The 12,306-nt window shown below is 50.7% G+C and carries 16 protein-coding genes; 14 read left to right on the top strand and 2 right to left on the bottom strand.

Annotated features, from left to right (window positions below):
- The first annotated feature begins 133 nt into the window (after nucleotides 1-133).
- Nucleotides 134-505, top strand: coding sequence for a hypothetical protein (locus tag GY634_RS13440; RefSeq protein WP_166409237.1), 372 nt, complete (start codon nucleotides 134-136; stop codon nucleotides 503-505).
- Nucleotides 495-710 (top strand): hypothetical protein, encoded by a 216-nt coding sequence (locus tag GY634_RS13435; protein ID WP_207625610.1) that lies wholly within the window; start codon nucleotides 495-497, stop codon nucleotides 708-710. Before GY634_RS13440 ends, GY634_RS13435 begins: the two co-directional genes overlap by 11 nt.
- Here the strand turns inward: GY634_RS13435 and GY634_RS13430 are convergent.
- Nucleotides 695-1,402: a site-specific integrase gene (locus tag GY634_RS13430; protein ID WP_242683712.1), complete on the bottom strand. Its 708-nt coding sequence runs from the start codon at nucleotides 1,400-1,402 to the stop codon at nucleotides 695-697. The two genes, GY634_RS13435 and GY634_RS13430, sit on opposite strands and share 16 nt — an antisense overlap.
- Nucleotides 1,403-1,787: 385 nt before the next feature.
- Here GY634_RS13430 and GY634_RS13425 point away from each other — a divergent pair, with 385 nt between their 5' ends.
- From GY634_RS13425 to lysC, 4 genes are read left to right on the top strand one after another with little or no spacing between them, the layout of a single operon-like run.
- Nucleotides 1,788-2,033 (top strand): holin, encoded by a 246-nt coding sequence (locus GY634_RS13425; RefSeq protein WP_135862625.1) that lies wholly within the window; start codon nucleotides 1,788-1,790, stop codon nucleotides 2,031-2,033.
- Entirely contained in the window at nucleotides 2,030-2,578 is a 549-nt protein-coding gene (locus tag GY634_RS13420; RefSeq protein WP_166409235.1) for a glycoside hydrolase family protein, read from the top strand. Before GY634_RS13425 ends, GY634_RS13420 begins: the two co-directional genes overlap by 4 nt.
- Nucleotides 2,560-2,898: a hypothetical protein gene (locus GY634_RS13415; protein WP_166409234.1), complete on the top strand. Its 339-nt coding sequence runs from the start codon at nucleotides 2,560-2,562 to the stop codon at nucleotides 2,896-2,898. The genes GY634_RS13420 and GY634_RS13415 overlap by 19 nt, the downstream gene beginning before the upstream one ends.
- Nucleotides 2,798-3,028, top strand: coding sequence for an Rz1-like lysis system protein LysC (gene lysC / locus GY634_RS17455; RefSeq protein ID WP_423227306.1), 231 nt, complete (start codon nucleotides 2,798-2,800; stop codon nucleotides 3,026-3,028). Before GY634_RS13415 ends, lysC begins: the two co-directional genes overlap by 101 nt.
- Nucleotides 3,029-3,730: 702 nt before the next feature.
- On the opposite strand, the gene GY634_RS13410 is transcribed toward lysC, so the two are convergent.
- Nucleotides 3,731-4,363: a hypothetical protein gene (locus tag GY634_RS13410; RefSeq protein WP_166409233.1), complete on the bottom strand. Its 633-nt coding sequence runs from the start codon at nucleotides 4,361-4,363 to the stop codon at nucleotides 3,731-3,733.
- A 263-nt stretch (nucleotides 4,364-4,626) separates the two neighbouring features.
- Here GY634_RS13410 and GY634_RS13405 point away from each other — a divergent pair, with 263 nt between their 5' ends.
- The 8 genes from GY634_RS13405 (at nucleotide 4,627) to GY634_RS13370 (ending at nucleotide 12,306) form a co-directional block, all read left to right on the top strand.
- Complete coding sequence (locus GY634_RS13405; protein ID WP_207625608.1) at nucleotides 4,627-4,860, top strand: hypothetical protein; 234 nt, start codon at nucleotides 4,627-4,629, stop codon at nucleotides 4,858-4,860.
- Nucleotides 4,857-6,146 carry a hypothetical protein gene (locus tag GY634_RS13400; RefSeq protein ID WP_166409232.1) on the top strand — a complete coding sequence of 430 codons (1,290 nt, stop codon included), beginning with the start codon at nucleotides 4,857-4,859 and terminating at the stop codon, nucleotides 6,144-6,146. The genes GY634_RS13405 and GY634_RS13400 overlap by 4 nt, the downstream gene beginning before the upstream one ends.
- Nucleotides 6,143-6,691, top strand: a complete 549-nt coding sequence (locus GY634_RS13395) for a hypothetical protein (protein WP_166409231.1) — start codon at nucleotides 6,143-6,145, stop codon at nucleotides 6,689-6,691. Before GY634_RS13400 ends, GY634_RS13395 begins: the two co-directional genes overlap by 4 nt.
- A 73-nt stretch (nucleotides 6,692-6,764) precedes the next feature.
- A complete protein-coding gene (locus GY634_RS13390) occupies nucleotides 6,765-7,424 on the top strand; it encodes a hypothetical protein (protein WP_166409230.1) in 660 nt (219 codons plus the stop codon).
- Nucleotides 7,425-7,448: 24 nt separating this feature from the next.
- A complete protein-coding gene (gene cpaB, locus GY634_RS13385) occupies nucleotides 7,449-8,429 on the top strand; it encodes a Flp pilus assembly protein CpaB (protein WP_166409229.1) in 981 nt (326 codons plus the stop codon).
- Nucleotides 8,422-9,798 carry a type II and III secretion system protein family protein gene (locus tag GY634_RS13380; RefSeq protein WP_242683711.1) on the top strand — a complete coding sequence of 459 codons (1,377 nt, stop codon included), beginning with the start codon at nucleotides 8,422-8,424 and terminating at the stop codon, nucleotides 9,796-9,798. The genes cpaB and GY634_RS13380 overlap by 8 nt, the downstream gene beginning before the upstream one ends.
- Nucleotides 9,791-11,434: a TadA family conjugal transfer-associated ATPase gene (locus GY634_RS13375; RefSeq protein ID WP_166409228.1), complete on the top strand. Its 1,644-nt coding sequence runs from the start codon at nucleotides 9,791-9,793 to the stop codon at nucleotides 11,432-11,434. The genes GY634_RS13380 and GY634_RS13375 overlap by 8 nt, the downstream gene beginning before the upstream one ends.
- Nucleotides 11,435-11,454: 20 nt before the next feature.
- Nucleotides 11,455-12,306: a type II secretion system F family protein gene (locus GY634_RS13370; protein WP_166409227.1), complete on the top strand. Its 852-nt coding sequence runs from the start codon at nucleotides 11,455-11,457 to the stop codon at nucleotides 12,304-12,306.

Below are 12,306 nucleotides of genomic sequence, written 5' to 3'. Positions count from 1 at the left end.
CCCACCAGCGACTGAATCACGCCCAAATTGAGCTGGCTTTGCTTGAGGTTTTGCAGGCTTGCTAGGTTGCCGGCTTTGGTCAACATTGCCTGCTCCGCATTTGCAATGCGGTTTTTTTGTATCTAAGGAAACTATGAAAATCACCTTATCACCAACGGGTGAGCCATACGGCCACCCATTTAGCGATGCTCTGTCATTAGAAAAACAGGGCGAAGTATTGATCATCAATGGGCAGCGTTTGGATTTTAGCGTGATACCTGCGGGCGCTACGCTGCCAGACGGAGCAGAGAAAACGGGTTGCCCCTATGTAGTGGGCGACATTGAGCGCAACGAAGAAGGGCAATTGCAAATCACGCTTCTCTTACCGCATGCGGCCAATGCGCCGCGTGATGCACGTTTTCCAGTGCCGATTGTTAACCCCGTAGATGGAGTGGTGCCGTTACCAGAAACAAATTGGCCAATTCTAGTGCCAGAGCAGAGTGATGGAGAGCACCATGGCAATTGATCTAACGGGTTTGATTACAGCAGAGCAAAAAGCCTCTCAAGCGGTGCGGGCCGAGCAAGAGCGTATCAACGCAGAGGCTCGGCAGTATCTAGACAGCACGGACTGGTACGTGACGCGATTTCGTGAAACAGGCGCTGAGATTCCTGACGACGTGCGTGTAAAGCGCCAAGCAGCACGCGACCGTGTTGTTCAGCTTGATGATTGACCTCTGGCGCGTAGTATTGCGGCTTGTTTGCGTCCCAACGTGCTGCGGGATAACTTGCGGGCAAGGTCGCGGCCATGTGGGTGGTAGTAACGCAGTAGCATGCGCGTGGACTGGTGGCCGGTGACTTTAGCCAGATCGGCGGCTTGGAATACGCTAGCTAGGCGTGATGTTGATTCATGACGCAGATCGTGAAAGTGTAGGTCTTTAAAGTAGTGGCCGCGGGGCATGCGGTTGTACTGCTTACATAAAGCTTCATATGCTTTACGTGAGTTTTTAACAGCTCTGGCGAATGCTTGGGTGATGGCGCTAGTGGATATATCAAAGACCTTTCCTTTAGGGCTTCGATCAGTTAAGTAGCGGCGCAGGGCATCCTTAGCAAATGGGGACAAGGGGACATAGCGCACTTTCCCGTTCTTAGTCTCTGTTAGTGTGATAACGCCAGAGGTCATATCAATCTGTGGGCGTTGCAGTCCTACTATTTCAGATCGACGCATTCCTGTTTCCACGGCCAGCATCATGATTGTTGGTAGTGTTTTGGATCTCGTGTTGCGGATAAGCCATTCCAGCTCGGAGCGTGGGCACTCAGCAATGGGTATGCCCCGGTGCTGGATGCGATCAAATACGCGGCGGTCGCGGGCATTGTCTGCTTGTGGCCATCGGACTTGGGCTACGGGATTTGTTAGCCCTGGCATACCCCAATCTTTTGCAGCAACAGTATAGACGTGCGAGAGGAAAGCGAGGCGTCTAGTTACTGTGGCTGGTGCTCGATCCTCAAGCCATTCATCACGTAATTTTTGTATGTCAGTTTGACTGATTCTGTTTAGCGGCCTGCCGATTAGTAGGGTTTCAGACCATACATTGATTAGTGAGTTTTCTTGTGCGTGTCCTTTTTTCTTACTGGAAATTTCAGATTTATAGCGCTCAAAGGCTTCCTTCAGAACAGGGCAGGCTTTAGCGATTCTTTTTGTACGTTGATTCATTGCGAGCAAAAGCCGCTATTGAACCATTTTTGTCGCCCCTGCGTTTGTAGGGGCTTTTTTATTGGAGGCCACTATGCAGCCCCAAAGGATTAAAACCATGAATTTGAGAGAGGTTGCAGTAGAGGCAACTGGGATATCAGCAGCCAACAAGACAATGGCTATAGGTGCTGGTGTTGGGGCGACTGGTTGGTGGGCAGAGGTGAACTGGCTTGGGCTGGCGGGGGTATTGGTGGCTGTGATTGGTTTGTTTGCAAACCTGTATTTCCAGCACCGGCGCGATAAGCGAGAGAAGGAAATGCATCAAGCGCAGCTGGCCGCGCTAAAGGACAAGTGCGAGCTATGAGTGCAGTAAGACAAAGAATAGCTGTGGTGCTGCTAACTGTGAGCGCTGCGGGCTTTGCGGGCTGGGTGGCAAATGAAGGTGAGAGTACGCCTGTACGCGCTGCTGATGGCCAGACTTTGCTGGCTCCGCACATTCCAACAAAGGGCGATGTGCCGACTATAGGCCACGGCTCTACGCGCTACGAAGATGGCACGCCGGTGAAGATGACGGATCCACCCATCACCCGTGAGCGAGCAGAGCAGCTGGCGCGTAATCTTATGAGTGGTGATGAACGGATGTTTCGCGCAAGCTTGCCGGGCGTAAAACTGCACCAGGAAGAGTACGACCTGTATCTGGATTTTGTAGGGCAGTATGGGATTGGGAGGTGGCGAAACTCGTCCATGCGTCGCGACTTATTGAACGGCGACTACTTGAAGGCTTGTAACTCGTTGCTTTTATATAAGTACGCCGCAGGCTTTGATTGCTCTACGCCGGGTAACAAGCGCTGTGGGGGGGTATGGAAGCGACAGCTAGAAAGGAATCAGAAATGCTTGGACGCACAATGACATGGGCCGCTATTGCAGTGGCCTTTTTTTCGGGCGTTTGGTTGTATGGGGGTATTCAATACAGAGCAGGGCAATCAGACTGTAAAGCCGCTCAGTACGTAGCTGACCTAGAGGCGTTCCGTGATGAATCAGAACGCCTAGCACTTATTTCTATTGAGCTACAGGAGCGGGTAAACGCTCTAAACACCATCAAACCTACAGTTATAGAGAGGTATACCCGTGTTGAAGTTGAAAAGCCTTTGCCTGCTGATTGTCGTATTGATCCTGAGCGGCTGCAGCACATCAACGAAGGGATACGTGCGGCCAACGCTTCCCGCTAATTTGTCTGAGCCTTGCCCGCCTATCCCTGAGCTAGATACTGACTCATGGGATGAGTTGGGCAAGGCTCATATTGAGCTAGCAATTCTTTACGGAGAGTGTGCTGCTAAACATAGGGTGTTAATGCGATGAAGGACTAGCGTTTATTTAGTAGGCTCTCAATCACACCCCATAAGGAAATTGAATACATGGAGATTGTAAAAAGAGCGGCTCCCAAGAGGCCAACATGGCTATAGGCTAACCAAATCAATAAAAAGGGGAAGGCAATAAAAGGTATGCTTCCGACAGTAGCTATACACCCAAAAATAAAGCTGCTTTTGTACTGTGACAGGGCGCCGATAGCAAGCATGTAAGGAAGATATGGAACAGGCGTGATGGCAAGAAATAGGCCGAATATAGGCAGAAGAAAATAGGGTGTTAGGTCCATGCAGGGTTTCGCGAATAAGGTACTTTCACAAAAGTAGATTCAACGGAGCTTCCTCTCTTAGTGGGGAGCCAACAGGTTTATATTATCGTAGAGCTATCGAGGGGGTTGAGGCCTCTAAGCCACCGCACCCAAACAGTTGTTTAATGATGTTGTTTTCTTGGTTGGCTATCTCAAATCACACCGATTTCACACCGAAGGGGTGGGGCAGCAAAACGCGTCAATGTAAGCCCTTGAAGTTCAAATGTTAACTGTTGAGGCTAAATACGCTGGTCGCGGGTTCAATTCCCGCCGGTTATCACCGGGATACAACTCTTATTGTTTCTGTGTTTGCTGAAAAAATGGCCTACATATTTGTAGGCCGATTATATTTTGATAGCTCTTACCTGATGAATTATATAAAAAAAGCTTTATATATTCTCGGGATCAATGCCAATGGCTTTGAGAGATTCAAGAAAAGAGTCATTAATATGCACTTCACCTGTTGAGGACGCTGCCTGATTCATTCCAACAGTCCGATACTTAATTGTTTTCCCTGCAACCATTTCACGAAGAATGTTTTTTGCTTTTTCGCCAGTAGCGGCAGTGTACGGTGACATGGCCTTAGTCATGTTCTTCATTGCTTCGGCTTGAATCATTGCTACATTAGTTGCCGTTTTTTCATCTAGATCGGTCGGAGTTGTTGTTGGCAATGTAGTGGGTGCTAAATAAATTGGAGTTTCGTCTGGTGAGATCGTCCAGGTCTTATTTGCATCAATGCGGATTTGAACCGTGCCGGTAGGAATGCGATAACTACCTCCAGAGCGGATACCAACAAATAGCTCTCCATCTTGGGTTCCAACAAAGGGGTAGTAATTTAGTGATCTAGTGAAAATAAAACTATCCGATAGACCTTCTCCGACCGTGACCATCTTTGTTTCAACATCAGTGAATTGATCTTGGTTCTTAGTAACAGCCCAAACAGAGCCTGCTCCTGCGTGCATTGCTGATTGACAGCCAGTAAGTAGTGATGCAGCGATAATAAGAAGGGCCAAGTTCTTCATGTTTTATCTTCCTTATTTGAGTTAGTCTAAGACAGATTTTGATAAGCGTATCACGCATCACTACGCTGGGTTAGGTAATGGTGCTGTCTATGGTGATTCTGTCGTTTTGAGTTTTTTGAGATAGCAGAACAGTACTGTCTAATACTTCCATGGGCTATCTATACAAAACAAAGGCTTACAGACACGAGGTGGTCGTTTCATATTAGACAAAATAAATAATAAAAACCATATAGATCAATATATTAGATAGCTTCAATCATGTATTGGTCGAATACATCATTATTGTGGCATTAGTGGCAATTGCCGCTATTGCGGTTTTCCAATTGTTTGGCCAAGTGGTGCGCTCGCAGACGGCGGCGATTGCGAATGAACTAGCGGGTGAAGATGGTTCACAGATGAGCCAAGCGGCAAGCCAAGCAGCGAAGTCAGCAACCGAACAAGCCAACACCAAAAGCCTACAGTCCTTTACCGGTAATAATTCTGGGGTTCCGCAATGACGCACCCACTCAACTCATCCGCTCAGCAAGGGCAGGTGTTGGTGCTGGGGATAGTCTGTGTAGCGGTGCTGCTGCTGTTATTTAATCGTGCATTTTGGCTAGGGGATATCAGCGCTGCGCGTATGCGACAAAACAGTGCCACCGATACCGCTGTGTATAGTGCGGGCTTGGTACAGGCGAGGTTGCTGAATATGTTGGCCTTACTTAACCGTGCCTATGTGGCACATCATGTGGCGAGCGCTCACTTAGCAACAACAGCATCGTGGGGCCATTTTTCGCTGACACAAGCCCAAAATGTGAGCAGAAGGAACCCTCCGGCTAGTTTGATAGGGCTGATGTTCGGGCCTGCTCATGCAAAGGCCTATGTCTCGTCGGTTAAGGCACTGAATTTAGGGGAAAGCCTCGCACTACAAACGCAGTTGCAACGCGCTGCAGACGTGCATGCAGAGTTTAGTAATCAGATTTTTAGCCGTGTGCAGGAGAATCTACAGCAGCATTTTTTGAGTTTGGCAGAGAAAAACGCCGAGCTAGTACTGCGCCGTAACTACCCCGAGCTTACTACCACCTCTACGTTGCTGCTACGGTTGCAACAGCAGCCACAGTCTGTCTTGACGACTACAGCAGCGCGGGCATTTGTAGCGGACTGGGTGCGTGCTAGTGCGCGTCACTATGCTTTTTTACAGCCTCGACACTACACCGCTAAAAATCGTTGGGTAGTCAGCGCGCGTTGTCCTAGTTTGCGTCATCAGTTACGCAGGCGTGGAGAAACGCAGTTGGATGACAGCGTGGGTTGGCACAGTGGTGATACCTTGTCATTCCACGCCTTGCGTTCTAACCGTTGGATAGGCTGTTACTACCGCGAGTACGCCATGGGTTATGCCTGGGTTCCGGGCAAGCCGGGCCAGCTTCCCCAAGGGGTGTTTGTAGAAGATCCTCCTGAGAATTTTTCTAAACAAGATTTCTGGCGTTGGGTCAACGAGGTGGCTGGCTGGAACTTGCTAGGCGAAGATGCCAACCCCTTGGCCAGTTCATATGGGTATAAGTTGGCACAACCCTTGCGAAGTGCTCTATTGCAGCCTGCTGTAGTTCTGGAGCCCGAGGTGTCTAGGGTGCAGTTAAGGGTGCAAGTTGAACAGCTAGCGATGGATCCCATCTTGCGTACCTCTAGTGCGGCAGCAGTGTCGTATGTGGCACCCGCCAAAACGCGGCATAGGCCCAATTTATTTATGCCGTATTGGCAGCCGGCTTTGGTGCCATGGGACACAACGAGCAAGGGGGCGCCATGACACAACGAGGGCAGGCAATGGTAGAGGGGATCGTGCTGTTTCCCGTGTTGGTGGCCGTGCTAGTGATGGCACATTGGCTGTTGTATGCGCAGCATGAGAAAAGTCGTCTGCAGTTGGCGGCAGCACATGGTGCTTTCTTACGTACCAAATTGTGGTCGGCAGACCTTGCTCTGACTCCTCAGCAACGTCATGCGTTGCAACAATCGGAAGCCAAAGGTATGCAGTACTCCAGTGAGTCGTATGACTGGAAAATGGGGCTGCGCAACGAGACACGAGGGTTAGCGACAGAAGTACAGCTTGAAGATTCTGGGCTGCATCAAAGTCGTATCCAGAAAACCTTGGATCATGCCTTGTTTCCCTCCTTGTCGTTACAGCAGCAGCACGTGGTGCTGGTGGGAGGTGGGGATGCCACAGATGCAACGGCTGTACGACAGCGGTTAGAAAAAGCACCACAGTGGTGGGCCACATCAGCACAGCGCAGTCAGGGGCATGTGCAACGCATGGCACGAGTAGTGTCTGATGTGGATCACGCTTGGGGGGCGTGAAGGGCCAGAGCGTAATTGGCTACAACGTTGGGAACATCGTGTACCTATGCGTTATGAGCAGCAGGAGTAAACCATGGTGCGCGAGCGTTACTTGAAATGGCGTTATGTAGTGTGTGGTGCCGTGATGGCTTGTATGGGGATCGCGCCTGCACAGGCACAGTGGCGCACGCCGCTGCAGCATATAGAGAACGTGCTTAGCCTTTATAACGTTGAAACGTTAATCGCGATGAAGTCAGAAGCGCTGTGGTACTACGCTTGGCAAGTAGAGGGCGTGGAGGCATCCCTTTTTACGCAGCGTTTACAAGAAGCGTACGCGGAGTTTGATCAGGTCTTTGTGCAGACACATGAGGTGACATGGGGGCAGTCCGCTACAGTAAATCCGTGTGTGTTGCGGCTACAAAAAATTGCGACGACTCAGGCTTTTTTGTCACTCAGTTGTATGCGATCACAGCAGCCGGTACATCAGCCTTTATTAACGCATTCTGCCTTACAACTGCTTTGGGCATGGAGTGAAAAGTTGGCAGACAGTGTGGTGGAGCATCAGTGGTACAGCGTGCAAAAAGGGGTAGAGCCCCAGTCGGTATTGCAGGCTGTGTTGCGGCAAGAGTTTCCGGCGATTCGGTTTCAGGCAGATCAATATGCGATGAGCTTTCAACGTGGTGCTGAGCAGTGGTTACTGACATGGGTGCAGCTAGGTGAACTCATGGGCGTGTACGTTTTACGCTGGCAATAGTAGGACTGTTTTAAGGGGGAAGGCATGCAAAAGGGATGGCGACCATTGCTGTGGGAGTATAAGGCCACCGTAATTTGGTTACTGCTTTCATTCATGGGGGCGGCGTTGGCGGTGTGGTCTAGTGTTCGTTATTTGGACGACAAAAAACAAGAACTAGAGGCGCGTGCGTCGGTACCTATGGTGCAACGCTTAGTGGCTGCACGAGCGTTGCCAGTAGGCGCTATGTTAGAGAGTGCTGATGTGGCTGTACGTGATTTTCCAGAGCACCTTATTAGCAGTGACAGTTTGTCGCCTGCATATTTTCTGGCGATAGAGAATCAAACATTGGCATACCCATTGGCAGCGGGAGACTTGATTTTGCACGCGCACGTGAAGGAGCCAGAGCCAGATAGGTTTTCCTCTACATTGCAGTCTGGGAGACGAGCTTTGACGATCCCTGCCGATGTACTTAGTTCGGTCGCGGGCTTACTGCAAGCAGGGGACTTAATTGATGTGTATGTATCGTTTGACTATCAGCGACGTCGTATTTCATCACCGCTATTGCAAGGTGTGCGGGTATTGGCGATTAACCGTAATACGGAATACCTTTCCGACACGAGTTATGAGGCCAGCACCTTAACTTTGGACGTAAGCCCTGAAGAGGGCGTGACATTACTAGCGGCTAGGCAGGCAGGAACCTTGACGGCTATGTTGCGTCCAGTGGGCGATACAGGGGTGTCGGATAGGGCAATTCGGGGTGATTTGGCGGCGTTGTTAGGGATCGCTGCGCCAGCACCACCCAAAGTGGCAAAGTCAGCGCCTGTGGTGTATGGCAATCAACAGAATAGGAAGCTGCAAGCCTTAGCTCCTGCTGCAACGGCTATTTCGGCGGCGCGGGCTTTGTTTTCACTGCCTGCACAGGCTTATGGGATAGAGGGTGTATCCGAACCCCAGAACGCGACAGGTCATGATTGGGGCAATACAGATAGCAGCTTATCTATGCTGCAGGGAGAGGCATATGAGTAAGTACAACAGCGCTTACTTCGTGCGCGTGGGTGCCTTGTGTTTGGCGATAGGCTGGGCAATGTCAGCAGCGCAGGCTGAAAGCTGGCAAATGCAGGTAGGGGATATGCGCGTGTTAAACGTACCTGAGCTAGCGCGAGTAGCGGTTGGCGATGGTCATGTGTTGAATGCCGTTACTACCGAGGAACAAGAAGTGATTGTTTTTGCTCGCAATGAGGGCAGCAGTACGGTGCAGTTGTGGCAGCGTAATGGTAGTAGTCAGGCCTATCAGGTTGAGGTGTTATCTACCGGAGTACGCCAAAGCAAAAATGAACTTAAACAGCTACTGGCCAAAATCCCCGGCGTAGAAATCAGCGAAGTGGGCGATAAGTTAGTGGTAGAGGCGACGCATCTTAGTGATCGGCAGCAAGCACATTTGGCGGTGTTGGCCAAGCGTTACCCCCAGCTTTTAGATTTAAGCGATAGCCAAGGGTGGGATGCCATGGTGCTGCTGGATGTGCAGGTAGTTGAGGTGCCTAGAAATGCGTTACGTAATTTAGGGACGCGCTGGAGTGACACCACAGAGGGCGGGTTTACGGCTGGCCTCGCATGGGAGCGCTCAGCAGGCAGTATAGGCGCACGACCAGGGGAAACCGTGGTGGGCACCGATATGGGCAGTTCGGCAGTCAAAGGGTATTTTGGTATTAATGCCTTGTTGTCTGCCCGCATACATGCCTTGAGTGAAGTGGGGGCGGCGACTATCTTAGCGCAGCCGCAGTTATTGGCCAGAAGTGGGAGTACGGCAGAGTTTTTGGCAGGCGGTGAAGTGCCCTATACAGTGACCGACAACAATGGGAATAACTCCACACAGTTCAAAGCCTATGGCGTGTCCTTGCGTATTACTCCACTGATACAAAGTTCTGGTGCTGTACGTTCACGTATAGAGGTAGAGGTCAGTTCTATTGATCCTAGTTTATCGGTGCCTAGTGGCCCCTCTCTTAAAACCAGACGTACAGCCACCGAGTTCAATGTGCAGTCTGGGCAAACCCTGATTCTGGCGGGTTTCATCTCCAGAGAAGTAGCTCGCAATCAAGATAGGGTGCCAGGCTTGGGCACATTGCCTGGGTTGGGAGCGGCCTTTAGTGCTGAACGTTTTCATAGACAAGAAACAGAGCTTGCCATCTTTGTGACGCCTCATATCGTGGAGGCTGATCACCCTGTGATGCAGCAACGTGTACATAGAGCGCAAGCCATGGTGGCAGAACAATTCCCTGAGGCCCCTAGGTTAAATACGGTCATAGAACACAGCGGCAATGACAAGACGCAGCGCCCAGAGTGGGCATTACCCGTGCAACCCCTAAGTGCGTTGTTGCAAGGGGCTAGCCATGACTGAGAAAAGCTTTACGTTGTGTGGCGAGTATCAAAATGGAGAGCGCTTTGAATGGCCGTTGCAGGTGCCTTGTGTCATAGGCAAAGACAGTAGTTCTGAACTGGTGCTTAAAGGCTGGCGCATTGCGAAACAGCATGCACGTATTACGCAACATGCGCAGCAGTACTTTGTAGAAGACTGCGGCAGTTTAGCGGGTACCTATGTCAATGGGCAGCGTATTACGCAGTATGGTCCCTTAGTAGATAACGATAGTGTGGTGATAGGGTCATGCCAGCTTACAGTCAAAAGCGTGTCGGAACCTGTACGTGAAACCTCTGTAGTGTCATTATCGGAGCCTAGCGCAGCAGGGTATGAGTACTACGATGCCTCGTTAGCAGAGCAACGGGCACAAGCCTTATTGCTGTCAGAACATGTGGCTCCCTTACATAGCCGTTTGGTCGATGCGTTGGAACTGCGTAGAAAACAATACAGTGATATGAATGAGGCCGTGTTGCGCGTTGAGGCCGAGCGCTGTTTACAGCAGTTAATGGCAAAAATTACAGATTTACCACCTTCGATCAATACACAGCAATTGGTGCAAGCCGTGCTAGACGAAGCGTTGGGGTTAGGGCCGCTAGAGGCGCTCTTACGCGATCACGATGTGAGTGAAATTATGGTGAACTCACCCACCGAAGTGTTTGTGGAAATTCAAGGGCAGTGCAGAGAAAGTGCCGCTGTGTTTAGCAGTGAGGCCGCGTTGGTGTCTATCATGGAGCGAATTGTTTCCCCCTTAGGGAGGCGCTTAGATGATGCGTCACCGATGGTAGATGCAAGGCTAAAGGATGGTTCGCGAGTGAATGCTGTGTTGCCTCCCATCGCATTAAAAGGCCCTACGTTAACCATTAGGAAATTTCCTTCCCGGCGGTTGGTGATGGACGATCTGCTGAGTTACGGAGCGTTGAGCCCATGCATGGCAGAGTTTCTTCGTTGTTGTGTGCAGGCCAGAAAAAATGTGGTGGTGGCAGGAGGAACTGGCTCGGGGAAAACGACACTGCTTAATGTGTTGACCAACTACATCGCGGCGCATGAGCGGGTAGTTACCATCGAAGATGCCGCCGAGTTGCAGTTAAATCTCGCCAATCTTGTGTCCCTAGAGGCGCGCCCGGCCAACGTAGAGGGTGAGGGTGTGGTGAGTATCAGAGATTTAGTACGTAATGCATTGCGTATGCGGCCTGATCGCATTGTGGTGGGCGAGTGCCGAGGTGGTGAGGCGTTTGATATGTTAGCGGCGATGAATACGGGGCATGAAGGGTCGCTGACTACCGTGCATGCCAATACTCCACGCGAAGCATTAAATAGGTTGGAAACTTTGGTGTTACTAGCCGGTATGGATTTACCGGTAACGGTTGCTCGCGAACATATAGCGAGCAGTCTAGAGGTGTTGGTGCTGCAAAAGCGTTTGTCAGATGGCAGACGTATTATCCATTCCATTACAGAAATCTGTGGGCTAGAGGCTGGGCGTATTCAACTACAAGAGTTGTTTGCTGCCGAGGTTTCCACTACAGGTCAGGTGATATTCAAAGGTCAGGGCTTAATGCCCAGTATTTTCAGCGATCAAATGGAATGGGTGGACCAGGGCTGGTTTAGCAATGTGGCATGAGCACAAGTAAGGAGAGGAGCATGATGTGGTGGATAGCTGCATTGCTGGGCGTAGTGGTAGCGGCGACAGCCTTTACGATGGGGATGGCGCCAAAAGTATGGGCTGTGTTTGAGCAAAAAAAGAAACAGGTAGATGCTCAGTCACAAGCCATGCTGGAGTCGGCATACTGGTTTGTGGATGCACGGGCATTGGCTTTGCTACTGAGCATTGTGCTGGGCAGCAGTGCGGTGTTTTTGTGGTGGTTAAGTGGCAGCATCCTGATGGCTTGGTTAGCACCTGTGTTACTGCTGATGGTGATGCCGCCCTATTTACGTCGACTACAACGAAAACGTCACCTTAAGGTGTGTAGCCAGTTGCCCGAGTTCATACAGTCATTAGCCGCGGCGTCTCGTGCGGGGTTGGGGTTGCAAGTGGCATTTCAACAGTTAGCTCAACAAAGCCAATCACCATTACGCGCCGAACTTGAATTGTGTTTGCGTGAGCTGCGCTTAGGCATAGGTTTGGAGCAAGCAGTCGCTAATTTTTCATACCGTATTCCCCACGAAGGAACGCAACTCTTAGCCGCGAGCTTGGAGGTGTCGCAGCGTTGTGGTGGGCGCATCAGTGATGTGTTAGAGCGTTTGGCGCACAGTTTACGCACGCGTCTTTACTTGGAAGAAAAGGTGAAAACGCTTACGGCTCAGGCATCATTGCAGGCGTGGGTAATGGCGGCTATGCCATTGTTAATTGCTGCCGCACTAAGTTGGATGCAGCCAGAGCTCATGCAGAGTTTTTGGGCTGAGCCGGCGGGTTGGGGAGTAGCCACTTTTATTGTTGTGTTAGAGGTGGCTGGCTTACACATGATGCGGAAAATTGCACAAATTAAGGTGTAG

The sequence above is a fragment of the Paenalcaligenes suwonensis genome, from assembly GCF_011290505.1.
In the GTDB taxonomy this organism is placed as follows: domain Bacteria; phylum Pseudomonadota; class Gammaproteobacteria; order Burkholderiales; family Burkholderiaceae_B; genus Paenalcaligenes; species Paenalcaligenes suwonensis.
This window is presented reverse-complemented; position numbering and strand designations above follow the sequence as displayed.

What these genes read in the sequence shown, in the direction of transcription:
- GY634_RS13440 (WP_166409237.1), top strand. Translation starts at nt 134, where the DNA reads ATGAAAATCACCTTATCACCAACGGGTGAGCCATACGGCCACCCATTT.
- GY634_RS13435 (WP_207625610.1), top strand. Translation starts at nt 495, where the DNA reads ATGGCAATTGATCTAACGGGTTTGATTACAGCAGAGCAAAAAGCCTCT.
- GY634_RS13430 (WP_242683712.1), bottom strand. Translation starts at nt 1,402, where the DNA reads ATGCCAGGGCTAACAAATCCCGTAGCCCAAGTCCGATGGCCACAAGCA.
- GY634_RS13425 (WP_135862625.1), top strand. Translation starts at nt 1,788, where the DNA reads ATGAATTTGAGAGAGGTTGCAGTAGAGGCAACTGGGATATCAGCAGCC.
- GY634_RS13420 (WP_166409235.1), top strand. Translation starts at nt 2,030, where the DNA reads ATGAGTGCAGTAAGACAAAGAATAGCTGTGGTGCTGCTAACTGTGAGC.
- GY634_RS13415 (WP_166409234.1), top strand. Translation starts at nt 2,560, where the DNA reads ATGCTTGGACGCACAATGACATGGGCCGCTATTGCAGTGGCCTTTTTT.
- GY634_RS13410 (WP_166409233.1), bottom strand. Translation starts at nt 4,363, where the DNA reads ATGAAGAACTTGGCCCTTCTTATTATCGCTGCATCACTACTTACTGGC.
- GY634_RS13400 (WP_166409232.1), top strand. Translation starts at nt 4,857, where the DNA reads ATGACGCACCCACTCAACTCATCCGCTCAGCAAGGGCAGGTGTTGGTG.
- GY634_RS13395 (WP_166409231.1), top strand. Translation starts at nt 6,143, where the DNA reads ATGACACAACGAGGGCAGGCAATGGTAGAGGGGATCGTGCTGTTTCCC.
- GY634_RS13390 (WP_166409230.1), top strand. Translation starts at nt 6,765, where the DNA reads ATGGTGCGCGAGCGTTACTTGAAATGGCGTTATGTAGTGTGTGGTGCC.
- cpaB (WP_166409229.1), top strand. Translation starts at nt 7,449, where the DNA reads ATGCAAAAGGGATGGCGACCATTGCTGTGGGAGTATAAGGCCACCGTA.
- GY634_RS13380 (WP_242683711.1), top strand. Translation starts at nt 8,422, where the DNA reads ATGAGTAAGTACAACAGCGCTTACTTCGTGCGCGTGGGTGCCTTGTGT.
- GY634_RS13375 (WP_166409228.1), top strand. Translation starts at nt 9,791, where the DNA reads ATGACTGAGAAAAGCTTTACGTTGTGTGGCGAGTATCAAAATGGAGAG.
- GY634_RS13370 (WP_166409227.1), top strand. Translation starts at nt 11,455, where the DNA reads ATGATGTGGTGGATAGCTGCATTGCTGGGCGTAGTGGTAGCGGCGACA.